The organism is Flavobacterium sp., from assembly GCF_027484205.1.
GTDB lineage: Bacteria > Bacteroidota > Bacteroidia > Flavobacteriales > Flavobacteriaceae > Flavobacterium.
Genome location: NZ_JAIXUB010000013.1, coordinates 1 through 25,620 on the forward strand (window position 1 = coordinate 1; position 25,620 = coordinate 25,620).

20 protein-coding genes are annotated in these 25,620 nt (G+C 31.2%); 14 read left to right on the forward strand and 6 right to left on the reverse strand.

Annotated features, from left to right (window positions below; translation table 11 throughout):
• Positions 1-147 precede the first annotated feature (147 nt).
• Genes Q0049_RS04175 through Q0049_RS04185 form a run of 3 tightly spaced genes read right to left on the reverse strand, consistent with a single transcriptional unit; the run spans position 148 to position 2,200 of the window.
• Complete coding sequence (locus tag Q0049_RS04175) at positions 148-678, reverse strand: 2'-5' RNA ligase family protein (protein WP_298116885.1); 531 nt, start codon at positions 676-678, stop codon at positions 148-150.
• An 11-nt stretch (positions 679-689) separates the two neighbouring features.
• Positions 690-1,334, reverse strand: coding sequence for an endonuclease III (gene nth, locus Q0049_RS04180; RefSeq protein ID WP_298116887.1), 645 nt, complete (start codon positions 1,332-1,334; stop codon positions 690-692).
• Between the two features lie 2 nt (positions 1,335-1,336).
• The gene (locus tag Q0049_RS04185; protein ID WP_298116889.1) at positions 1,337-2,200 is read right to left on the reverse strand and encodes an alpha/beta hydrolase; all 864 of its coding nucleotides are present in this window, start codon (positions 2,198-2,200) and stop codon (positions 1,337-1,339) included.
• 76 nt (positions 2,201-2,276) lie between these two features.
• Here Q0049_RS04185 and Q0049_RS04190 point away from each other — a divergent pair, with 76 nt between their 5' ends.
• The 13 genes from Q0049_RS04190 (at position 2,277) to rpsA (ending at position 22,512) form a co-directional block, all read left to right on the forward strand.
• On the forward strand, positions 2,277-4,217 hold the full coding sequence (locus tag Q0049_RS04190) for an alpha-1,4-glucan--maltose-1-phosphate maltosyltransferase (RefSeq protein WP_298116890.1): 1,941 nt from the start codon (positions 2,277-2,279) through the stop codon (positions 4,215-4,217).
• Positions 4,218-4,237: 20 nt separating this feature from the next.
• Positions 4,238-5,860 (forward strand): trehalose synthase, encoded by a 1,623-nt coding sequence (locus Q0049_RS04195; RefSeq protein ID WP_298116893.1) that lies wholly within the window; start codon positions 4,238-4,240, stop codon positions 5,858-5,860.
• A gap of 302 nt (positions 5,861-6,162) precedes the next feature.
• Entirely contained in the window at positions 6,163-6,474 is a 312-nt protein-coding gene (locus Q0049_RS04200) for a GIY-YIG nuclease family protein (RefSeq protein WP_298116895.1), read from the forward strand.
• Between the two features lie 311 nt (positions 6,475-6,785).
• Complete coding sequence (gene glgB, locus Q0049_RS04205) at positions 6,786-8,690, forward strand: 1,4-alpha-glucan branching protein GlgB (RefSeq protein ID WP_298116897.1); 1,905 nt, start codon at positions 6,786-6,788, stop codon at positions 8,688-8,690.
• A gap of 207 nt (positions 8,691-8,897) precedes the next feature.
• On the forward strand, positions 8,898-11,291 hold the full coding sequence (locus tag Q0049_RS04210; protein ID WP_298116899.1) for a glycoside hydrolase family 31 protein: 2,394 nt from the start codon (positions 8,898-8,900) through the stop codon (positions 11,289-11,291).
• Between the two features lie 37 nt (positions 11,292-11,328).
• Positions 11,329-12,147: a M48 family metallopeptidase gene (locus tag Q0049_RS04215; RefSeq protein ID WP_298116901.1), complete on the forward strand. Its 819-nt coding sequence runs from the start codon at positions 11,329-11,331 to the stop codon at positions 12,145-12,147.
• Positions 12,148-12,220: 73 nt separating this feature from the next.
• Entirely contained in the window at positions 12,221-13,531 is a 1,311-nt protein-coding gene (locus Q0049_RS04220; protein WP_298116904.1) for an MFS transporter, read from the forward strand.
• A gap of 62 nt (positions 13,532-13,593) precedes the next feature.
• Complete coding sequence (locus tag Q0049_RS04225; RefSeq protein WP_298116906.1) at positions 13,594-14,568, forward strand: DUF6252 family protein; 975 nt, start codon at positions 13,594-13,596, stop codon at positions 14,566-14,568.
• 208 nt (positions 14,569-14,776) lie between these two features.
• Positions 14,777-17,230, forward strand: coding sequence for an endopeptidase La (gene lon, locus Q0049_RS04230; protein ID WP_298116908.1), 2,454 nt, complete (start codon positions 14,777-14,779; stop codon positions 17,228-17,230).
• Between the two features lie 127 nt (positions 17,231-17,357).
• Positions 17,358-18,389 (forward strand): type IX secretion system protein PorQ, encoded by a 1,032-nt coding sequence (gene porQ / locus Q0049_RS04235; RefSeq protein WP_298116910.1) that lies wholly within the window; start codon positions 17,358-17,360, stop codon positions 18,387-18,389.
• A 17-nt stretch (positions 18,390-18,406) separates the two neighbouring features.
• Entirely contained in the window at positions 18,407-19,096 is a 690-nt protein-coding gene (cmk, locus tag Q0049_RS04240) for a (d)CMP kinase (RefSeq protein ID WP_298116912.1), read from the forward strand.
• 78 nt (positions 19,097-19,174) lie between these two features.
• The gene (locus Q0049_RS04245; protein ID WP_298116915.1) at positions 19,175-20,494 is read left to right on the forward strand and encodes a nucleoside permease; all 1,320 of its coding nucleotides are present in this window, start codon (positions 19,175-19,177) and stop codon (positions 20,492-20,494) included.
• Between the two features lie 245 nt (positions 20,495-20,739).
• Positions 20,740-22,512 carry a 30S ribosomal protein S1 gene (gene rpsA / locus Q0049_RS04250; protein WP_298116917.1) on the forward strand — a complete coding sequence of 591 codons (1,773 nt, stop codon included), beginning with the start codon at positions 20,740-20,742 and terminating at the stop codon, positions 22,510-22,512.
• 170 nt (positions 22,513-22,682) lie between these two features.
• Here the strand turns inward: rpsA and Q0049_RS04255 are convergent, their stop codons facing one another.
• A complete protein-coding gene (locus tag Q0049_RS04255; protein ID WP_298116919.1) occupies positions 22,683-23,219 on the reverse strand; it encodes a biopolymer transporter ExbD in 537 nt (178 codons plus the stop codon).
• Positions 23,220-23,315: 96 nt separating this feature from the next.
• Positions 23,316-24,032, reverse strand: a complete 717-nt coding sequence (locus tag Q0049_RS04260; protein WP_298116922.1) for a hypothetical protein — start codon at positions 24,030-24,032, stop codon at positions 23,316-23,318.
• 184 nt (positions 24,033-24,216) lie between these two features.
• On the opposite strand from Q0049_RS04260, the gene Q0049_RS04265 reads away from it, so the two are divergent.
• Entirely contained in the window at positions 24,217-24,783 is a 567-nt protein-coding gene (locus Q0049_RS04265) for a fasciclin domain-containing protein (protein WP_298116924.1), read from the forward strand.
• A 48-nt stretch (positions 24,784-24,831) separates the two neighbouring features.
• On the opposite strand, the gene Q0049_RS04270 is transcribed toward Q0049_RS04265, so the two are convergent.
• A complete protein-coding gene (locus Q0049_RS04270) occupies positions 24,832-25,593 on the reverse strand; it encodes a C40 family peptidase (protein ID WP_298116926.1) in 762 nt (253 codons plus the stop codon).
• Between the last annotated feature and the right edge of the window lie 27 nt (positions 25,594-25,620).

Sequence of the window (25,620 nt, forward strand, 5' to 3'; positions counted from 1 at the left end):
CCCATTCCGAACAGAGAAGTTAAGCCCGATTGCGCAGATGGTACTGCATAACTGTGGGAGAGTATGTCGCCGCCTTCTTTTTTAAAAACCCTATCCAATATGGATAGGGTTTTTTGTTTTGTATAAATTATAGAAAAATATACTCTGTTATTTATAAAAATAGATTGTTTCTATAATATCTGAATATTGTTTTGTTTTCTGATTGAATTTTCTAATGTGTAAAGAATCACAGATGAATTCAAAATTAATTTCTGTAGTATTAAATTGATCTTGAGTTTTTTTCATTTTTTCAGAATCTAATCCTCTAGCTATAGTCATGTGAGCATGAGTATTTTTAATATCAAAACCTATTGATTTATGTATGTCAATAATAATATTGTTAAGATATAGTTGCGATTTTTCATCTGGTGAAATAAAAAAGGTATGGTGATTAAAAGAATCTAAAGAATCAAATCTAACTTTTTGAGGAATGATAGTTTTACAAAAATCTTTTATTTGGTTTATGTAAAGTCCTAATGTCAACTCGTTTTCAAGATTTATTATTGTAATATGCGCATCAGAATTTGCACTACCAAACCAACCAATAGTTTCTTTTAAAGATTTCTTGAATGATTTTATTAAACTTCGTTGTTCGATAGTTGGAATAATAACTAAAGAATATAGTGGAATTGTTCTCAATATTTAAATCATTAAATAGTTTTTAAAGAATATTTACAATTATTTTGAATAGGACATTCTGTACATTTTGGATTAGTAGGTCTGCAAATTTCTCTTCCTAAAAATGAAATAGCCATTCCAATTTCTCCCCAAATTTCCTTTGGTAGTAATTGCATTAACTGTTTTTCAACCTTGTTTCCATCCTTACTTTCACCACATAAACCAATCCTTGGAGCAACTCTAATAACATGTAAATCTGCAATGATTCCTTCAGCAGGAGCTTTCATTTCTCTCATAATTACATTTGCAGATTTTCTTCCAATTCCTTTTAAAGAGATTAAATCATTTAAATTGGTTGGAATATTTTTATCGCTCTTTAATGTTTGAGCGATTTCAATGAGCCAACTTGATTTTATATTGAAATTTCTAACTTTATTTACATAAGGAAATAAATCTTCAATTGTTAAAGCTGATAGCGTTTCTAAATTTGGAAATTCTGCAAAAAAAGTTGGAGAAATTTTATTAATATTGACATCAGAATCCTGAGCTGATAATATAACAGCTACCATTAATTGATATAAATTATCGTAATTTAAAGGATGTTTTTTTTCTTTATATTTATCGATTAAAGGTTGTAATTTTTCTGCCCAATCATTTGTGCTTTCAAATAATTCCATAATTATTCATTTATAAATTTAATAATTTGCATAATAACTTCTGTATTTCCTAAAATTTTTCGATGACCTAAATTTTTTGTAATCATCAATTCTGAATTTTTTAAATTTTCATTAATCTGATAAGCAGCTTTTACATTAACATCAACATCATTTTCATCGTGAATTATTAAAACAGGAATTGAAACTTCTTTCGCTGCATTTGAAGCTGAATAATAATTCATTTCAACTCCATATTTTTTTTCAAAATGATCTCTTAATTTTATTCCAATTTCATGTTTCAATTTTAACTTCTCAATAAAATCATCAATTATATCTTGAATAATATCACCACTTCCTATAATAACAGCTTTATTTACTTTAAGATTTTCTCTTATTGCATTCAATATTGACATACCGCCAAGAGAGTGACCAATGGCAAATTCAAATGGTCCAAACTGTTTTTCCAATTCCAAAATAGAAGCAATAAATTCAATCATTATTGATGAATTTCCTTTGGATTTTCCATGCGCTGGTGCATCAAAACTTATTGTCGAATATCCCAAATTCAATAACTCATCTGCAATTTTTACTAATTGTGTCCCTCTTCCTGACCATCCGTGAACAAGTAAAATTTTCTTATCACTCTTTCCGTAATGATAAACAATAATTTCTTTATTTATAGAAGGAACGAAAATCATTTCTTGAAAACTTTCTTTGTCCATAAGAAATTCGCGTTTCGGAATTTTATGTTTTATTGGTGTAGTAAATAATTTTGCAGCAAACTTTACAACTAATTTTGTCGAAATTACTTCTAAAAATTTAGCTGTAATCAATATTACCTTCGGAATTTTCAATGTTTGGGCTTGTATTTCTTTATTTTTTGACATTTCAATAAATTTTAATGCAAGTTACTTTATTTTATCTTTTTTTCTTAAATTTAGACATCAATAAATTAATCTGAAAATGTTAAATCAAAAACGCGTAATAATTGAAAATGTATTGCCTCAATTAGACAATGGGGCATTTTTTATAAAAAGAATTGTAGGTCAAAAAATTAATGTAATAGCTGATATAATATCTGATGGTCACGATGTAATGGAAGCAGTAGTGCAATACAAATTTGAAAAAGACAAAAAATGGTCTGAAGTTAGAATGAATGCTTTACCAAATGATGTTTTCGATGCTACTTTTTCAGTTGAAAAACAAGGTTACTACTCTTATTTTGTAGAAGCTTGGATTGATTACGCTCTAAATTGGCAATACGGAATTGGTAAAAAAATCAATGACAACCAACATGTAAAATCAGAATTATTAGAAGGAGTAGAGTACATCAAACCTTTATTATCAAAAGTTTCAGCTTCAGATAAAAAATATTTGAATGAAGTTGTCGAATTATTTTCAAATGAAACTAATTATGAAAAAGCTGTAATTGAAGCAGTTTCAGATAAATTAAAAACTATCTTTAAAGAAAATCCAGCTAAGTTTTTAGCCAATCAAACTCAAGAATTAAGAGTTTACGTAGACAGACAAAAAGCATTATTCAGCACTTGGTATGAATTTTTTCCACGCTCGGCTTCAAAAGAAGAGGGAAGACATGGTACTTTTAAAGATTGTGAGCAAATTTTGCCAAAAGTTGCTAAAATGGGGTTTGATACCTTATATTTTCCGCCAGTGCATCCAATTGGAGAAGTTAATCGTAAAGGAAAAAATAATGCTACAGATGCGCAACCTGGTGACGTTGGTTCGCCTTGGGGAATTGGTTCTCAATATGGCGGACACAAATCGATTCATCCAGAATTAGGAACTATTGATGATTTCAAATCATTAGTTAAAAAAGCAAAATCATTAGATATTGAAATCGCTATGGACTTTGCACTTCAAGCGGCACCAGATCATCCGTATGTTAATGAATTTCCGCAATGGTTCAAATGGCGTCCCGATGGAACGGTACAATATGCTGAAAATCCTCCAAAAAAATACCAAGATATTTTACCAATTTACTTTGAAAGTGGCGATTGGAAAAACCTCTGGAAAGAACTTTTAGATTGTGCTTTATTTTGGGTTGAAGAATGTGGAATTCGTGTTTTCAGAGTTGATAATCCGCATACAAAGCCATTCTTTTTTTGGGGTTGGTTAATAGCCGAAGTAAAGAAAAAATATCCAGATGTATTGTTTTTAGCAGAAGCCTTCACGCGACCAAAAATCATGCATGAATTAGCTAAACAAGGTTTCACACAATCGTACTCTTATTATACTTGGAGAAATACTAAAGCAGAATTGCAAGAGTACTTAACAGAACTAACTCAAACCAATCAAAAGGAATTTTTCCGTCCAAACTTTTGGCCAAATACGCCAGATATTAACCCATTTCCATTGCAAGGTGCAAATGAAAGTACGCACTTACAAAAATACTTTTTAGCTGCTACATTATCTTCATCTGTTGGAATTTACGGTCCGATATTTGAATATATGGTTTCAGATGCTATTCCAGGAAAAGAGGAATATATGGATAGTGAAAAATACCAAATTCGTCATTGGGATTGGAATAAAGAAAATAAAATAACCATGCTAATTTCTAAAATAAATCAAATTAGAAAAGAGCAAACTTCATTACAACAAACTAATAATATTGAGTTTTGTGATACAGATAATGACCAAGTAATTGCCTACTACAAATTTGACGATAACAAAGAAAATGAAACACTCATGATTGCCAGTTTGGATGCTTATTATACCAAACAAGCATGGGTAAAATTACCATTAAAATCATTAGGAATTCACGAAGGTCAATCCATAACTGTAGTTGATTTGATAACAGGAAACAGCTATAATTGGGACAAAGAATGGAATTTTGTAGAGTTGCATCCAGTTTTACCTTTTCACTTATTTAAAATTCAGAAGTAATTAATAATAAATTTATTATCATGAAAAACGATAATCAAGATACTTTTGCTACTCCATTCAAGTTTAAAAATGAATGGAAAGACGCCTTCAATGATGACGAATTTATTAAAATTTTCTCGTCGGATATCCTTGAAAATTATATCATTAACAAAAGATGGTATGGCGGAAAAGCGAGTACGTTAAAGTATATAGAAGTCGTCGATCATTTCAAAATTACTTCTAAAAAGAATACTTATTATGGCGTTTTATTGGAAGTAAATTTTAAGGAAGCTTTCTTTCAGCACTATTTTATGCCAATTGCTTTCATGACTAATGATGAGTTAGATACCAATACTATCATTGCTCCTGCAAAGTTTGGGAATATTGATGGCTTTCTAGTTGACGCACTTCATCAAGACGATTTTAGGAGACTTCTTTTTGAAAATATTGTAAATGAAACCCAAAATAAATCACTCAATCTAATATTTCATAAAGGAATAAATTTAGTCGATAAAGAATACAAATCGTCAAAGTTTATGGGTGTTGAACAAAGTAACACTTCAATAATTTATAATGATACCTTTGTTCTCAAAATTTTCAGAAGGATTTATGTAAGCACTAATCCTGACTATGAATTGAGTCGTTTTTTAACCGAAAGAATGCATTATCAAAATACGCCAGCATACACAGGAAGTATTAATATTGCAATGACTGAAGGAAATATTACCTTGGGATTAATGCAAGAATTAGTTCCAAATCAAGGCGACGCTTGGAAATTTATGCTCGAACAAATGGATGGAGTTTTCGAAAACCTTTCCAGAAAAAAAATTAAAATTGATAAACTTCCAGAGGTTGACTTATTCAAACGATTAAAAATCAACGAAATTCCACCCGAAATTATTGATTGGGTTGGTTTGAGTCTATTTTTAAGAGTGCAAACTTTAGCTTTACGAACTGCCGAAATGCACATCGCACTCGGAAGTGATATTCACGAAACTGCTTTTACACCAACAACTTACAACGGAGATTATACCGTTTGGTTAAAAAATCGTTTGCTATACCAATTCCAAAACCGATTGAATATTATTGAAAATAGTTTACACAAACTCGACGGAATGGCACTCGATTTAGCACATCAATTCCTCGAAAATAAAAAGTTAATTCGTAAGCATTTCGTAGATTTCGATTGGACAAAAATGAAATCCGAGCGTATTAGAATTCACGGCGATTTTCATCTTGGTCAAGTTTTGGTAAACGGAGATGATTTCTATCTACTTGATTTTGAAGGTGAACCAGAAAGTACCATTCGTGACAGAAAAGTAAAACAACCACCATTGAAAGACGTTGCCGGAATGTTCCGTTCGTTTCATTACGCCATTTACGCCACGATTTTCAACAACGCCGATAAATATCCATTTGAGCAAGATGAATTGTTCAAAGCAGGCGAATTATTGTTTAAATACTTAGTCGGAGCTTTCCTTGAAACATACATTGAAAAAGCCCAATCTGGCAATTTAAATATCGGTTACAGTCACGAAATCAACTTTTTACTAAAATATTGCATCCTAGAAAAAGCGGTTTACGAGTTAGGTTACGAACTAAATTCTCGTCCGCGTTGGGCTGTAATTCCATTGCGAGGCATACAAACGATTATGGGATATTAACGTCAGGATGACTTTGTCGAAGTTAGGAGCGAATGGTTCGGGCATTTTCAATAATGGCAATTCCCGCTTTTCGTTTCAATCTTTTCACTTGTTGCCTGAGGTGTCACATTGAGCTTGTCGAAATGCTCACGAAGGCAACAAGTGAAAAGGATTTCCACTACAATCGGGGCTAATTAGTTTTTGTATTGAGTAGAGAATAGGTTTTTTAAGAAACCAAAATTTGAATTTTAAAAGTGGTTGTTAGATGCAGGATTTGTCACCCTGAGCGCAGTCGAAGGGCTTATTGTTAAATAGAAAGAAAAATGAAGTTTTATTACGTTTACATAGTAAGATGCAACGACAATTCCCTTTATGTAGGAATTACAAATGATTTAGAAAGAAGAGTAAACGAACACAACGACGGAAAATTACCAAATGCCTACACATTCAAAAGAAGACCGGTGGTTTTAGAATGGTTTCAAGATTTTACCGAACCCAATCAAGCCATTTATTTTGAAAAGAAGTTTAAAGGTTGGTCCAAACAAAAAAAAGAAGCATTAATAAAAGGAGATTTTGATATGATTGAAACATTAGCAGAATGCAGAAATGCAACACATCATAAATATAAACCATAAAGTAAATTACAAATGTAAAGCCCTTCGACTTTAGTTTATGCTGAGCGTAGTCGAAGCACTCAGGGTGACAATTCACGTAAATATTCATATTTTGCAGTCAAATTTAAAAATGGTTTAAAGAATTCTTATAAAATAAAGCTTAAGTAATAAGATAATAGAATAGTATAATTAATTGCATAGTCTTTCATCCCGAGAAGTTCATATTAAGTGCTGACGAAATAATGGCGAGGGAATGTTAAGAAAGAAATTAAAAACAATATCAATATCAATTGCAATATCAATGTCAATTGCAAAAAAATAAAAACATAAAAATGAACCAAGTACAACCACATTCCTTATTCACCGATTTCGACATCGATTTATTCAAAGCAGGAAAACATTTTCAACTCTATGAAAAATTAGGCGCACATCTTATCGAAGTAAATGGAGTTAAAGGCGTTTATTTTGCCGTTTGGGCACCATCAGCGCGCTCAGTTTCTGTGGTTGGTGATTTCAATTTTTGGGTTCAAGGCGAACACCAACTAAACGTTCGTTGGGACGAATCCGGAATATGGGAAGGTTTCATTCCAGGAATCGATAAAGGAACAACCTATAAATATAAAATTCAATCCAACAACGGCGGTTTAATCACTGAAAAAGCTGATCCATTTGCTTTATATTGTGAACATCCACCACACACAGCTTCTGTAATTTGGGATTTAGAATACAAATGGAAAGATTCAAAATGGATGGAAATCCGAAAAGATAAAAACGGATTAGACAAGCCATTTTCGGTTTACGAAGTACATCTTGGTTCGTGGAAACGCAACGCCGATGGTAAGTTTTTGACTTACATTGAATTGGCAGACCAATTGGTTTCTTATGTAAAAGAAACAGGTTTTACCCACGTTGAGTTTATGCCAATTATGGAATATCCTTACGATCCATCATGGGGTTATCAATTAGTAGGTTATTTTGCTCCAACTTCACGATTCGGAAAACCACAAGATTTTATGCTTTTGGTAGATAAATTACACCAAGCAGGAATAGGAGTAATTTTGGATTGGGTGCCATCACATTTTCCAGATGACGCTCACGGATTAGGTTTTTTTGATGGTTCTAACTTATACGAACATCCAGACAGAAGAAAAGGCTATCATCCAGATTGGAAGAGTTTAGTGTTCAATTATGGACGTAATGAAGTGCGTTCGTTCTTGATAAGCAACGCAATTTTTTGGCTAAAAAATTACCACGTTGACGGACTTCGAGTTGATGCTGTTGCGTCAATGTTATATTTAGATTATTCAAGAAAAGAAGGCGAGTGGGAACCAAATATTTTTGGTGGAAGAGAAAATTTAGATACCATAAGTTTCCTTAAAGACTTCAATGAAGCCGTTTATGCTAATTTCCCAGACGTTCAAACAATTGCTGAAGAAAGTACCAGTTTTCCAATGGTTTCGCGACCAACATTCCTTGGTGGTTTAGGTTTCGGAATGAAATGGATGATGGGTTGGATGCACGATACATTACAATATTTCGCAAAAGAAAGTGTCTATAGAAAATACCATCAAAACGACATAACTTTTTCTATGACCTATGCGTTTACAGAAAATTTCATGTTGCCACTTTCTCACGATGAAGTGGTTTATGGAAAACATTCCATTCAAGGAAGAATGCCAGGTGATGAATGGCAACGTTTCGCAAATCTTCGATTACTTTATGGCTATATGTTCACTCATCCTGGAGCAAAATTATTATTCATGGGTGGCGAATTTGGGCAAACATCCGAATGGAATTTTGAAAGTAGTCTCGATTGGCATTTATTACAATATGGTTTCCACGATGGAATCAAAAAATGTATCACCGATTTGAATGATTTATATAAAAGTTATCCAGCATTATATGAAAAACAATTCTCAGCAGAAGGTTTTGAATGGATTAATTATTCCGATAATGAAAATTCAGTTTTAGCTTATATCCGTAAAGGAAATAAAGAAAAAGAAAACCTAATTGTGGTTTGTAATATGACACCAGTTGTTCATGAAAACTACAGAATTGGACTTCCAACAAAAGGAAAGCTAACCGAAGTTTTCAATTCCGACAAAGTAGAATATAATGGAAGCGGAGTTAGTAACTTAAAACCAATAAAAATTGACAAAACTCCATGGAATGACAGAGAATTTTCAGCTGAAATTGTTCTTGCACCATTAGGAATTTGTGTTTTTAAAATTGGATAGTTTTTTGCCACAAAGACGCAAATTTTTAAAGAAATATTACTTTTTTAACTTACAAAATTTTCAAATTTGATTGTCCAAACTTTGTGTCTTCGTGTCTTTGTGGTAAATACAAACATCCGCAAACGTTATCGTTAAAAACTACTTTAATTACTTTTGAAAATTCGATGCTACATTCGTATTTTCGCAACTTGTCTTAAAATTATTCCTATGATAATTAATACCGAACTAGAATACAAAGGCGATTTATTTCCGTCTCAAATTATATCTTACAACCAAGAAGTAGATTCTATAGATTTCCATACTGATAACAATGTAATTCTAAGAGTTACAGTCCTTCGCGATAGTATGATTCGTTTTAGATTCACCGCTAAAGGTTACTTTAGTAATGACTTTTCGTATGCTATTGATAAAACACAATCACATGGTTACAATGTTTTAGAAGTTACAGAAGAAACAGACCACTATCGAATTAAAACTTCTAAAGTTTATGTTGTCGTTCAAAAACACGATTGCCGCGTTGGAATCTATGAATTAGATGGAACGACAATTCTTGAAGATGAAATTGGTTTTCATTGGGAAGAATGTTATGAATATGGCGGAAACATTGTAAAAATGAGTAAAACATCTCACGATGGCGAATCATTTTATGGTCTTGGTGACAAAGCAACTCATCTTAACTTAAAAGGAAAAAGATTAGAAAATTGGGCAACCGATCAATATGCTTTTGCAAAAGATCAAGAGCCATTATATAAAGTAGTTCCTTTTTATATAGGACTTCACCACAATAAAGCGTATGGTATTTTCTTTGATAATACGTTCCGCTCGTTCTTTGATTTTAGTCATGAAAGAAAAGGCGTAACCAGTTTTTGGGCTGATGGTGGTGAAATGAATTACTACTTTATTTATGGTCCAAAAATGAGTGATGTAGTAACGACTTATACGCATCTGACAGGAAAACCAGAATTGCCGCCACTTTGGACATTAGGTTATCAACAATGTAAATGGAGTTATTATCCAGAAGCAAAAGTTAAAGAAATTACAGGAAAATTTAGAGAACTTCAGATACCTTGTGATGCAATTTATTTGGATATTGATTATATGGATGGCTTCCGATGTTTTACTTGGAATAAAGATTATTTTCCAAATCCAAAACAAATGGTTGCTGATTTATCAAAAGAAGGATTCAAAACCGTAGTAATCATCGATCCAGGAATTAAAATTGATAAAGAATATTCAGTTTATAACGAAGGAATTGAAAACGATTATTTCTGTAAACGTGCCGATGGTCCATACATGAAAGGTAAAGTTTGGCCAGGCGAATGTAATTTTCCTGATTATACAAATCCCGAAGTTAGAGAATGGTGGGCGGGATTATTTAAAGAATTAGTTTCAGAAATTAGAGTAAAAGGTGTTTGGAATGACATGAACGAACCAGCAGTAATGGAAGTTCCAACAAAAACATTTCCACTAGATGTGCGCCATAATTATGACGGCAATAATTGTAGTCATAGAAAAGCTCACAACGTTTACGGTACTCAAATGGCACGTGCAACTTATGAAGGTGTAAAAAGATTTGCTTATCCAAAACGTCCATTCGTAATTACACGTTCGGCTTATTCAGGTGCGCAACGATATACTTCATCTTGGACAGGCGACAATGTGGCAACTTGGGAACATTTGTGGATTGCAAATATTCAAATGCAACGAATGTCAATTTCTGGAATGGGATTCACAGGTTCAGATATTGGAGGATTTGCAGAGCAACCATCGGCAGAATTATATGCTCGTTGGATTCAATTAGGAGTTTTTCACCCATTTTGCAGAACCCATTCTTCTGGACATCACGGTGAACAAGAACCATGGAGTTTTGGCGAAGAAGTAATTGATATTACAAGAAAATTTGTAGAGTTAAGATATCAATTACTACCATATTTATATACAATGTTTTGGCAATATATCAATGATGGTGTTCCAATGTTGAAACCATTAGTATATTTTGATCAAGATGATGCTCAAACACATTATAGAACTGACGAATTTATTTTTGGAAATCAGATATTGGTTTGCCCAATTTTAGAGCCAAATGCACTCGGAAGAAGAATGTATTTACCTCAAGGAAATTGGTATAACTATTGGACAAATGAATTAGTCAAAGGTAAAAAAGAACTATGGGTTGCTACTGATTTTGATCAGATTCCATTATTTGTGAAAGAAGGCGCAATTATTCCAAAATATCCTATTCAACAATATGTGGGACAAATTGAACATCCTCAACTAACTTTAGAAGTATATTTTAAATTAGGTAAAGAAAAATCGTATGTTTTTGAAGATGCTCAAGATGGTTATGATTACAACAAAGGAAGATTTAGCTATAAAACATTTACTTTAAACGGTAAAGAAAATGAATTATTAATTCATCAACACAAGGAAGGTACTTTCGAAACACAATACAAAACGGTTATAATAAATTTGAAAGGATTACCATTCAAGGTAAAAGAGATTGAAATCGATAATGAAAAAGTAAGCTTTGAAAGTGTAAATTTTGTAGAAGATTGTCTACAAATTGATAAAGATTTTACTGAATTACATATTTTTGCATAATAATATTTACATTTGTTTTAATAAATAAAATACAATTATGAAAAATAAAAGTTTAATTTTTGGTTTAGGTATTTTGGGATTACTAATTGCCTGCTCAAAAAATCCTTTTACTGGGAAAAGCACTATGGCACTTGTTCCAAATAGTCAGATATTTCCAATGTCTTTTCAGCAATACAATCAATTTTTAACAGAAAATAAAGTTATCAAAAATACTGCTGAGGCAAAAAAAATTGAAACGGTTGGTACAAAAATAAAAGTTGCTGCAGAAAGATGGCTAACAGCAAATGGACATGCTGATTATCTAACAGGATATAATTGGGAATACAATTTAGTTGAAAGTAAAGACGTAAATGCTTGGTGTATGCCTGGTGGAAAAATTGTTTTTTACACAGGAATTTTACCAATTTGTAAAGATGATGCAGGAATTGCAGCTGTTATGGGACATGAAGTTGCTCATGCATTAGCAAATCACGGTCAGCAAAGAATGAGTGCTGGAATGGTGCAACAATTAGTTCAAGTTGGTGCAGCTGCCGCAGTTTCAAATCAAGATCCACAAACACAACAAATGGTTATGCAAGCATACGGAATTGGTTCACAAGTTGGAGTAATGTTGCCATTTAGTAGAAAACACGAAAGTGAAGCCGATATGATTGGACTAACATTAATGGCAATTGCAGGTTACAATCCTCAAAATGCTGTTGCTGTTTGGGAACGTATGTCTGCACAAGCTGGAGGACAAGCGCCGCCAGAAATTTTAAGCACACATCCAAGTAATCAGTCAAGAATTGATCATTTAACATCATTAATTCCTCAAGCTAAAGCAGAAGCTGCAAAATTTGGAGTAACGTTTAAATAACATATAAATTACAAAAAAAGAGTATATTTGAATCCCGAGAAATCGGGATTTTTTTTATTTTAAAAACTAAAATATGGCAAATCTTGAGAAAGGAAATCCAAAATTAATTAATGCTTGGGCTTTTTATGACTGGGCAAATTCTGTTTATAGCCTTGTAATCGCTACAGCAGTTTTTCCAATTTATTATGAATCAATAACAGGTGATAATGGAGGAATTGTTCACTTTTTAGGAACTGAGTTTCATAATTCTACATTATTATCTTATTCATTATCATTTTCATTTTTAATAGTAGCTTTAATTTCCCCAATTCTTTCTGCAATTGCTGATTACACTGGAAATAAAAAGAGATTCATGCAGTTTTTTTGTTATTTAGGATCACTATCAGTAATGAGTTTATTCTTTTTTACTGGTGTTGAAAATTTATGGATTGGAATTATTTTTACAATTTTAGCAAGTATTGGTTTTTGGGGAAGTTTTGTTTTTTATAATTCATATTTGCCAGAAATAGCGCATCCAGAACAACAAGATAGAGTTAGTGCAAAAGGCTTTATGTTTGGATATACTGGTTCGGTTTTATTATTAGCATTTAATCTGATAATGGTAATGAAACCAGAATTATTTGGAATAAATGATGCTTCTTTACCTGCTAGAATTTCTTTTCTAATGGTTGGAATTTGGTGGATGGGTTTTGCACAAATTACTTTTTATCATTTACCTAATAATGTATTTCATAAAAAACCAGAAAAAGATTTTATTTTTAAAGGTTTTAAAGAACTTAAAGGTGTTTTAATTGCTTTAAAAAATCAAATGAGTTTAAAACTATTTCTTTCTGCTTTCTTTTTTTATAGTGTTGGTGTTCAAACTATTATTTTATTATTAGGAATTTATGTCAAAAAAGAGTTAGGAATCGAAACAAGTAAATTGATAATAATTATTCTTTTAATTCAAATTGTTGCCATTTTTGGAGCATTTCTATTTTCAAGAATTTCTGATAAAATTGGAAATATTAAAACCTTAAAAATAACTATAGCAATATGGGGAATTGTATGTTTAGCCATATATTTTACCAATGCAAAAAGTGAATTTATTGATTTACAAGTATATTTGCTTGGATCAGGAATTGGAATGGTTTTAGGAGCAATACAATCTATTTCTCGTTCAACATATTCTAAATTATTACCTGAGACGGAAGATCATGCAACTTATTTTAGCTTTTACGATGTTACTGAAAAAATCGCTATAGTTTTAGGAACATTTATTTTTGGTTTTGTTGGTGCAATTTCAGACTCATTAAAAAACTCTATTTTTATATTAGCAATTTTCTTTCTACTAGGTTATATCGTATTAAGTTTTATGAAAAAGAATGTAGTTTTATCAAAATAACGTACTACAAAAAATAATTTTTAGTTTATAAAAAATAATTATATTTGAAAAAAATAACCAAAATGAAAAAAATAAAATTTTTATCTGCTTTAATCGTACTTTTTAGCGCATTTACATTCATATCTTGTGATAATGAACCAATTGATTCAGCTATTGATCCTTCATCAGGCGGTGGTTCTGGTGGCGGTGGAGGTGGCGGAGGAACCGTGACAGGAACTTTTAAAGTAGATTTTGATGGACAAACTTTTGTAGCAAATGTAACTCAGGCTATAGTTAATTCAGAATATATTGCAATTTCAGGTTTAAAAACGTCAACAGGTGAATTTTTTCAAATTACAATTCCAAATGGAACTGTTGGAACATATACGTGGGATGATTTTGATTCTACAGGAATGGGACTAGGTTTAGTCTATTCAAATGGTTCTGTTTCAGAGAGTAGTTTTGTAAGTGTTAGTAATGGCGATGTAAATTTTGCGGATTTTCCCGAGTATAATGACACTGCAGAAGTTAATATTGTAAGTTTAAATTCTTCAACAAATAATATTACAGGAACATTTAAGTTTACAGGTGTTCGATTTACTGATGATACAGGAGATACAATTGAAACTAAGGAATTTACAAACGGACAATTTAATTTAACTTATACTTCTGATACAACTTCACCATCAGATAATTCATTTTTCGCAAAGTTAAATGGTGCTAACTTTAATCCAACTAATGTTGATGGATACAATAATAGTGGAGTTATTTCAATTATCGGAAGACGTGGAGCTGTAGAAAATATTAATTTAGCTTTTCCAAATACAATAACACCTGGTACTTATAATATTGAGTTTGGTGGAACTTACATGGGTAATTATATTTTAAATTCAACAGGTGAAGGTGTTTTTGGTGGTGAAACTGGAACGGTTACAATTATAAGTCACAATACTTCTACAAAAAGAATTAAAGGAACTTTTAATTTTAATGCAACTAGTTTCTTTTCAACCGCAACATACAACGTAACTGAAGGAACTTTTGAAGTCACTTATTTATAAAAAAATATTTTTAAATATAAAAATCCGTCTTTATGGCGGATTTTTTTTGTGGCATAATCATTGCATTTTTATAACAACTATCGATAAACAGCATTTCATCTCGACTTTATAGCATTTTTAATGCTTTACGTCGATTTTAATTTCGCAAACTTTATCAAAATGCTATATTTGTTTAAAATTTTAATGTCATATTGACTTATTCAAAACTATGTCAAATCAAAAAATAATCGCCTTTGACAATTTGTCACTTCAAGAATTTGACTCTGAAGCCGAATTGATTCCATTATTAACTCCAGAAGATGAAGAAGAAATGGCTAATGAAGAACTTCCTTCGTCGTTACCAATTTTACCTTTGAGAAATACTGTTCTCTTTCCTGGCGTTGTTATTCCAATTACTGCAGGAAGAGATAAATCTATAAAACTTATTAACGAGGCTAATGCTGGTAACAAAATAATTGGTGTTGTTGCTCAAAAAAATGAAGAAGATGAAGATCCAACTAAAAATGATATTCATCAAGTTGGAACTGTAGCAAGAATTTTAAGAGTTCTAAAAATGCCTGATGGTAATATTACTGTTATTCTGCAAGGAAAGAAACGATTTGAAATTGATGCAGTAATTTCTGAAAAACCATATATAAAAGCGCAAATTAAAGAAGTTCCCGAAAAACGTCCCGGAAAACATGATTCTGAATTTTTTACAATTGTAGATTCAATCAAAGAATTAGCAATTGAAATTATAAAAGAAAGTCCTAATATTCCTTCTGAAGCTACTTTTGCTATCAAAAATATTGAAAGTCAATCGTTTCTAATCAATTTTGTTTCTTCAAACATGAATCTTACTGTTGAGGAAAAACAAAATTTATTGATGATGAATGTTCTAAAAGAACGAGCATTAGAAACCTTAAGGTACATGAATGTTGAGTTGCAAAAATTAGAATTGAAAAATGATATTCAATCAAAAGTTCGATTTGATTTAGACCAACAACAGCGCGAATATTTCTTGCATCAGCAAATGAAAACCATTCAAGAAGAACTTGGAGGTGTTTCTAATGAGCAAGAATTTGAAGAAATGCGTCAACGTGCTAAAACAAAAACTTGGGACGAAAAAACGCAAAAACACTTTGAAAAAGAGTTTGCAAAAATGCAACGTATGAATCCGCAAGCACCAGACTTTGGGATTCAAAGAAATTATTTAGATTTATTTTTAGATTTACCTTGGAATAAATTTTCAAAAGATAATTTCGATTTAAAAAATGCTCAAAAAGTTTTAGATAGAGATCATTTTGGATTGGAAGATGTTAAGAAAAGGATGATTGAACATTTGGCAGTTTTAAAATTGCGAAATGACATGAAGTCGCCTATTATTTGTTTAACTGGACCTCCAGGAGTTGGAAAAACTTCTATTGGAAAATCAGTTGCAGAAGCTTTAGGAAGAGAATATGTTAGAATTTCACTTGGCGGATTGCGTGATGAGGCAGAAATTCGTGGTCACAGAAAAACGTATATTGGAGCAATGCCTGGAAGAATTATTCAAAGCATCAAAAAAGCACAAACTTCAAATCCTGTGTTTATTTTGGATGAAATTGATAAACTTTCTGTCAGCAATCAGGGTGATCCATCATCAGCTTTATTAGAAGTTTTAGATCCAGAACAAAACAATGCTTTTTATGATAATTTCCTTGAAATGGGTTATGATTTGTCAAAAGTAATGTTCATTGCAACTTCAAATACGATGTCAACTATTCAACCTGCCTTGAAAGATAGGATGGAAGTAATAAAAATGACAGGTTATACAACAGAAGAAAAAGTTGAAATTGCACGCCAACATTTGTTTCCAAAGCAATTAAAAGAACACGGATTAACTTCTAAAGATTTAACTATTGGAAAAAAACAATTAGAAAAAATTGTTGAAGGTTATACTCGTGAATCTGGTGTAAGAAGTTTAGAACAAAAAATTGCTCAAGTCATTCGAAATGCTGCAAAATCAGTAGCAATGGAGGAAGAATACAACAAAAAAATTACAGAAGAGGATATTGTAAAAGTTCTTGGTTCACCAAAATTAGAGCGTGACAAAGCAGAAGGAAACGATGTTGCAGGAGTTGTTACAGGTTTAGCTTGGACTTCTGTTGGTGGTGATATACTTTTTATTGAATCATTGATTTCTAAGGGAAAAGGCTCACTTACCTTAACAGGAAATTTAGGTACAGTCATGAAAGAATCAGCTACAATTGCATTGGAATATATTAAAGCAAATGCAGAGTTATTTGGTTTAAATCAAGAGGTTTTATCTAAATATAATATTCATCTTCATGTTCCAGAAGGTGCAACTCCAAAAGATGGTCCAAGTGCTGGAATTGCAATGCTAACTTCAATGGTTTCGTTGTTAACACAAAAGAAAATTAAAAAGAGTTTGGCCATGACAGGTGAAATTACACTTCGAGGAAAAGTACTTCCTGTTGGTGGAATTAAAGAAAAAATTCTTGCTGCAAAAAGAGCTAACATCAAGGAAATCATACTATGTCATGAAAATAAAAGCGATATCGAAGAAATTAAATCTGATTATTTAGAAGGTTTAACGTTTCACTATGTAAAAGAAATGAGTGAAGTAATTGATATTGCTATAACAAATCAAAAAGTTAAAAATGCTAAGGTTATTGATTAATTCATCCATTTAAAATTTTTGGAAGGCGTAAGTTTATTTCTTACGCCTTTTTATTTTGTTTTTATACTAACTTTAAAAATAATATCTTCGCATTTCCGTTATAGTTAGAGAAATTGCTATATTTTATATGTTAAAAAAACTTTTTATTGGTTTTTCATTGCTTTTTTGTGTCCAAATCAACGCACAAATTGGCGGTAAATCAGTGTATCAATTTCTAAACTTGGTAACCTCTCCACGTCAAGCTGCTTTGGGCGGAAAGGTGTTGACAATTTATGATAATGATGTCAATCAAGCCCATTTCAATCCGGCAACAATCAATGCCGAAATGGACAATCATTTGTCTTTGAATTATGGTAATTATTATGGCGAAGTAACCTACGGAACAGCAGCCTATGCCTATACTTATGATCGACATGTGCAAACATTTCATGCAGGTGTAAATTATGTAAATTATGGAAAGTTTGATGGTTATGATGAAAATGGACAGCCAACATCTTCATTTACAGGTAGTGATATGGCGCTTTCTTTTGGTTACGCATACAATGTTCCATTTACTGAATTTTATTTTGGTGCTAATGCAAAATTAATTTCCTCAACCTTAGAAAGTTATAATTCCTTTGGAGCAGCAGTTGACTTTGGTGCTTTATTTATTGATGTAAAAAACGATGTCAATTGGGCTTTAGTTGTTAGAAATGTTGGAACCCAAATTACAACATACGCAGGAACACAAGAAAAGTTGCCTTTAGAAATATTATTAGGAGTTTCTCAAGAAGTTGAAAATGTGCCTATTAGATGGCATTTAACGTTAGAAAACTTGCAACAATGGAATATCGCTTTTTCAAATCCAAATAGAGCGGTTGGAAGTATTGATGGCGATGCAACTCCTGAAAAAGTTGGTTTTGTCAATAATGCTTTGCGTCATGTCGTTTTTGGAGCAGAGTTGTTTCCTAAAAAAGGATTCAATTTACGATTTGGATATAACTTTAGAAGAGCTGAAGAATTAAGAGTTTTAGAGCAAAGAAATTTTTCAGGATTATCGGTTGGAATGGGATTGAAAATGGGTAAAATAAAATTTAATTATTCCTATTCGAGATATACTTTAGCAGCAAATACAAGTCTTTTTGGATTAACAATTGATTTTTCTGATAGCAGATATTAAACTTAAAACACAAACTTTTGAAAAACATTACTATAGCAATTGACGGATTTTCTTCAACTGGCAAAAGCACTTTGGCTAAGCAATTAGCAAAACATTTTGGATATATTTATGTTGATACAGGTGCAATGTATCGAGCAGTAACCTTTTTTGCTATGGAAAACGGTTATATTTCAAAAGACTTTTTTGATAAAGAAACACTTATAAATAGTTTACCTTCAATAAAATTGCACTTTGAGTTTAATGCTGATTTAGGATTTGCAGAAATGTTTTTGAATGATATCAATATCGAAAAAGAAATCCGCACCATTGAAGTTTCAAGTTTTGTGAGTAAAGTTGCAGAAGTTTCTCAAGTCAGAGCAAAATTGGTGGAACAGCAACAGGAAATGGGAAAAAATAAAGCAATCGTCATGGATGGGCGCGACATTGGTACTGTTGTTTTTCCTGATGCCGAACTTAAAATATTCATGACAGCAAGCGCAGAAACAAGAGCGCAAAGACGATTTGAAGAGCTTCAAGCTAAAGGTGATAATGTGTCTTATGAAGAAGTTTTAAAAAATGTTCAAGAACGCGATTATATTGATACACACAGAGATGATTCACCTTTAGTAATAGCTGATGACGCCATTGAAATTGATAATTCTTATCTTTCAAGAGAAGAACAATTTCAAGCAGTTTTAGATTTAGTTGACGAAGTAATCAATTCATAAATTCATTCTCAAATCATTTGTAAATCTCAATTTTAATAGTAGATTTACATTCTATTTACGTTACAAAAACATATTATTATGAGTATAAAGTTTAGATTAACTCTAATGAATTTCTTCCAACTTTTTGTTTGGGGTGCATGGTTGACAACATTAGCAAGTTATGGATTCGGTTTTAAACAATGGAGTGGTCAAGAATTTGGAATTGTTTTTTCTACTTTAGGAATTGCGTCTATTATAATGCCTGCAATTTCTGGAATAATTGCGGATAAGTTTATGAACTTAGAAAAATTATATGGATTACATCATATTTTGTATGGTGTTACATTATTAATTATTCCAAATATAGATAATGCGTCGTCATTTTTTTGGGTTATGCTTCTTGCGATGGTTTTTTATATGCCAACATTATCATTGTCCAATGCGCTTTCCTATACAATTTTAAAAAATAATGATTATGATGTAGTTAAAGTTTATCCACCAATTAGAGTTTTTGGAACAATAGGATTTATCGTTGCAATGTGGATAACTAATTTAGTGAGTGATCCCGAATCACCTCTAGCTTTTGGTTTAGAAATTGGAAATAGAATATCAAACTTGACAGGAATGGCTATCCAATGTAATCAATTTTATATTGCTGCATTTTTTGCAATTTTACTTGGTATATATTCAATGACTTTACCTAAATGTCCGCCTAAAAATGAAATTAATAGCACTAATGCTTCATTAGCAGAAAAGTTAGGTTTACAAGGATTTAAATTATTTAAACAAACAAAAATGGCAACTTTTTTCATTTTTAGTATGTTTTTAGGAGCTGCATTACAATTGACTAATATGTATGGTGAAACCTATATTAAAGATTTTAGTAAAGTTCCAGAATTTGCTGATACATTTGCTGTAAAGTCAGCTAATATAGTATTGTCTATTTCACAAATTTCAGAGACCATTTTTATTTTAGCAATTCCTTTTTTCTTAAAACGTTTTGGTATTAAAAAAGTAATGTTATTTAGTTTAATTGCTTGGGTTTTACGTTTTGGATTCTTTGCTTATGGTGATCCAATTAATAGTTTATGGATGATTATAATGTCAAATATAGTTTATGGATTTGCTTTTGACTTTTTTAATATTTCAGGTTCATTATTTGTTGAAACAACTACAGATTCAAAAATTCGTTCCTCCGCTCAAGGTTTATTTATGATGATGACTAATGGTTTTGGTGCTGTTTTAGGTAGTTTGTCAAGTGGATACTTAATAGACAATTATTTTACTCATAACGATGTTAAAGATTGGCATAATATATGGTTAACATTTGCAATATATGCATTGGTAATAACCGTTTTATTTGCAATTTTCTTCAAACACAAACACAATCCTGATGAAGTGGCTAATGTAAGTCATTAAACATATTTAAATTTTGTATTTAAAAACCCTATTAAAGTAATGATTTGATAGGGTTTTTTCTTTATTGTAGGTTTTTAATATTTTGTAGTTGTAAATATTTTGTAATTAATAAATTATGCTTACTTTTGCAAACCTTTTGGCGAAGAAGAGTTTCCTTTAGGTATCAACTATTTATGTAAAACACTGCCACTGTTTTCTATTCGATAATAAACTCAAGAAGCACGGCATACAAATTTTTTATCAGCATGTCTGAATTAAACAAAGAACAACAAGCGTTTTTAAACGAATTTAACTGGCACAATTATGCAGAAGGAATTGATGCAGTAGATGCTAAAAACTTACAAGAATTCGAAGATTTAGTTTCTAAAACTTTCATCTCTACAGATCAAGAAGAAGTTGTAGAAGGTGTAGTAGTAAGAATTACTGACAGAGACGCAATTGTTGACATTAATGCAAAATCGGAAGGTGTTATTTCTTTAAACGAATTCCGTTACAACCCAAACTTAAAAGTAGGTGACAAAGTAGAAGTATTAATTGATGTTCGTGAGGACAAAACAGGTCAATTAGTATTATCTCACAGAAAAGCTAGAACTATCAAATCATGGGATAGAGTTATTGCTGCTAACGAAACTGGAGAAATTGTTCAAGGTTTTGTTAAATGTAGAACTAAAGGTGGTATGATTGTAGATGTTTTCGGAATTGAAGCATTCTTACCAGGTTCACAAATTGATGTGAAACCAATCCGTGATTACGATGTATATGTGAATAAAATGATGGAATTTAAAGTTGTGAAAATCAACCACGAATTCAAAAATGTTGTTGTATCTCACAAAGCACTTATCGAAGCAGATATCGAAGTTCAGAAAAAAGAAATTATTGGTCAATTAGAAAAAGGACAAGTATTAGAAGGTGTTGTTAAAAACATTACTTCTTATGGTGTGTTTATTGACTTAGGTGGTGTTGATGGATTAATCCACATTACTGACCTTTCTTGGTCTAGAATCAATCACCCAAGTGAAGTTCTTGAATTAGATCAAAAATTGAACGTAGTTATCCTTGATTTCGATGACGAAAAAACAAGAATCCAATTAGGTTTAAAACAATTAAACGCTCACCCATGGGATGCACTTGGTGCTGAACTTAAAGTTGGTGACAAAGTGAAAGGTAAAGTAGTAGTTATCGCTGATTACGGTGCTTTCATTGAAGTTGCTGAAGGTGTTGAAGGTTTAATCCACGTTTCTGAAATGTCTTGGTCAACTCACTTAAGAAGTGCTCAAGATTTCGTAAAAGTTGGTGATACAGTTGAAGCAGTTGTTTTAACTCTTGACAGAGACGAAAGAAAAATGTCATTAGGTATCAAACAAATGACTCAAGATCCATGGACAGATATCACAGCTAAATATCCAGTAGGTTCTAAACATACAGGTATCGTTAGAAACTTTACAAACTTTGGTATTTTCGTAGAATTAGAAGAAGGAATTGATGGATTAGTTTACATCTCTGACTTATCTTGGACTAAGAAAATCAAACATCCATCTGAATTTGTTAACGTAGGTGACAAATTAGAAGTTGTAGTATTAGAATTAGATGTTGACGGACGTAAATTATCTTTAGGTCACAAACAAACAACTGCTAATCCTTGGGATAAACACGAAGATGCATTTGCTGTTGGAACTATCCACACAGGAACAATTGCTGAAATCGTTGACAAAGGTGCTACTGTAGATTTTGGAGATGATGTTGTTGCATTTATTCCAACACGTCACTTAGAAAAAGAAGATGGTAAAAAATTGAAAAAAGGTGACGAAGCTGAATTCAAAGTAATTGAGTTCAACAAAGAATTCAAAAGAGTTGTTGCTTCTCACACAGCTATCTTTAGAGAAGAAGAAGAGAAAAATGTTAAAGCTGCTACAGAATCAGTTGCTGCTTCTAACAATAATAATCAAGCTTCAACTTTAGGAGATAACAATGATATCTTAGCTGAATTAAAAGCTAAAATGGAAAAAGGAGGAAAATAATTCTCTGAATTTCTAAAATAATAAAAGCTCTCAAGAAATTGGGAGCTTTTTTTGTGATTTATTTGAAGCTATTTCCTGCTGTTCGCTATATCTTTTTATTTTTAAAGAAAAAATAAAAAGGATGTCGCTTCCATCAGGGCTAGGGTAACATCTTTAATAGGAAATTTGATTTAATTCATAGCCAATAATTTAGCTTCATCTGGAGTAAAATCATTTACAATAGCATAAGTCTGAATATTAGTAATCGCCATTTCATCTAATATTGAAATTAAATTACCAAAATTTGATTTCTTACTAGGTTTGATAATAACAATCGCTCCTCGATCTTGGTCACCAAGTTGTTCTGTTATTATTTTGTTTTTCTTCAGTAATTCCTTTCTAATTCCTTCTTTTCCATAACTGAGGGTTTTTGGTTTATCGTCAGGTACTTCAAGTAAACCTTGATAAGTTATTACTTTATTGTTGTCATCAAGTAAAATAGTAATGACTCTATCTGGTCTTGGACCACAACTAATTCCACACGTAATTTCTCCACACATATCTGGTAAACCCAAATTCATTGCTTTAGGTTTACTAATTTCTATCATAACCATATAGAAAATGATTAATAGAAACGAAATACTAACCATAGCAGAAAAATCAACTTTTGCATGTAACTTTTTACTTCTAGGTTTGTTTAAGCTATTAAAATCTTTTTCATCTATCATAAAAAATATGTTTTAAGTTACTATTATTAAAATTGTAATTATATCTTAATAACGATAACATTTTTAGTTTATTACAATGACAGAATTAAAATTTCATTAGTTCTCTTTAAACTCTCTATTCCAAATCATATTATTAAAGTTTTTACCCATCATAAAAAAGTAGTAAGAGACTGTTCCTACTATAGATTTAAACATAAATAAAAAGATGATTAATGGTGCATAAGAAATTGATTTGCTTAATTTCGTTTCTGGAGTTAAAAATGTTAAAACCAAGCTTACTAAAAAACAAAAAAATGTAAAATTTATTATATTTTTTAGAGGTAGCACAGCAATCTTTCTGTACCAAGCTAAATCATTACCCCATTTATGAATTAAATAGTAATAATCATTTCCAATGGGTGCAAACAATAAAGGATCGTCATAATTTTTCAAATTAAACGCCTTACTTGGAGCCATAATTTTAAAACCTTCTAATGTAGTTTTGTGTGTTTTTTCTAAAGTTCTAATCTCCGAAATAGCTTCCTCTGGGATTTCATTTTTAAACAAACTGCTATTTAAGAAACGTAACCTATAATCTGTACAAACCTTTTCAATTTGATTGATATGAAAAATTTTGTCAGTTTCTAATAATTCGAAATCAAAATCATTAGTATTTGTTGAACTTTTAGATGTTAAATTCGATTTAATACTATTTCTTTCGAGTTCATTTAAATGTAAAATGGTATAGACTTCTTCTAATAAATTTTCAACTGAAATATTTTTTTTTCGTTGATGAAGTAATTCTTCCTTTAAGGTTCTAGCTTTTAGTTGCATAATGTTTTGATATAAAAATTTATTTAACAACCTGTTTTCTATATAAATAGAAAACTAAAAGTACATATATTTTATATTCTTTCAAAAAAAATCAATTACTAAACTAATGTTAAATTAAACATTCATAAAAACCAATGCTTTCTTTTGAGCGTAAATCATGCTATAAACTTTAAAAAAAATAATTATGAAAACTAAAAATTTAATGTCAGCTTTTGTTTTAGCATGTTCACTTTTTGCATCAACTATGACTTTTGCACAAAAAGAAAAAACAGTCAATGTTGGTGGTGCTCCAATGTATCCGTCAAAAAACATTATTGAAAACGCTGTGAATTCTAAAGATCATACCACTTTAGTAGCCGCTGTAAAAGCTGCAGGATTGGTAGAGACACTTCAAGGAAAAGGACCATTTACTGTTTTTGCTCCAACAAATGCTGCATTTGATAAATTGCCAAAAGGAACGGTAGAAACATTATTAAAACCTGAAAATTTAAAAACCTTGCAAACTATTTTGACGTATCATGTGGTTGCAGGAAAAATGAATTCTTCAGATATTGCAAAAGCAATAAAAGCAGGAAATGGTAAAGCAACATTAAAAACTGTTTCAGGTGGAACTCTAAGTGCTTGGATGAAAGGCAACGATTTATACTTAACAGATGAAAACGGAAATAGTTCAAAGGTTACTATTGCAGATGTTAATCAATCTAATGGTGTAATTCATGTTGTTGATTCTGTTGTTACTCCAAAATCTTAAAGTAGCAAGCATTTCAACAAAAAAGTCCTGATAAACTCAGGACTTTTTTTATATAATTTTCTTAATAACTCTTAATCGATGCGTATGTCTATTTTGCTCAGCGTTGTATATTCCTAAATGATCTAATCTATCAATTCTAACTTTTCCACTGGCATGAATGATGTAATTATTTTCAAGCATAATTCCAACATGGATAATTTTACCTTCTTCATTGTCAAAAAAAGCTAAATCACCAGGTTCACTTTCTTCAATAAAACTTAAAACTTCACCTTGTGACGCCTGTTGTGAAGCGTCTCTTAATAATTTATAGCCATTTAGTTTATAAACCATTTGTGTAAAACCTGAACAATCAATTCCAAAAGGCGTTTTTCCACCCCAAAGATAAGGAGCATTTAAATACATGTATGCTGTATTTACCAAATCGTTTTTTTGTTTTACACCGCTAATTTTTAAACCTTCAAATTCATAATTTTGAGTATTAATCTCGGAATGGTTTAAGAATGATAGTGATGCACCTAATGTAATTGGAATCAAAATATTATTTGGAGCAGAAATGTATTCCACCAAATCAGAATTCAAAATCAAGGCTTCATTACAAAGAATATCATAGTTTTCTTTAGAAATTATTTGATATTGTTTGGAATCAATCCAACCCTCATAGCTGTCAAAATTCAATTTAATTTTTGACCATTGCCTATCTTGTTCAATAATCTCAAAATGCTCACCAAAAAGAACTTGAGAAACAATTTCGCTTTTGTCGCTTGGTTCAAATCGCATTGGAATTATAGATAAATTACAAATGGCAAACATCTATTAAAATAAATTTATGAATTAATA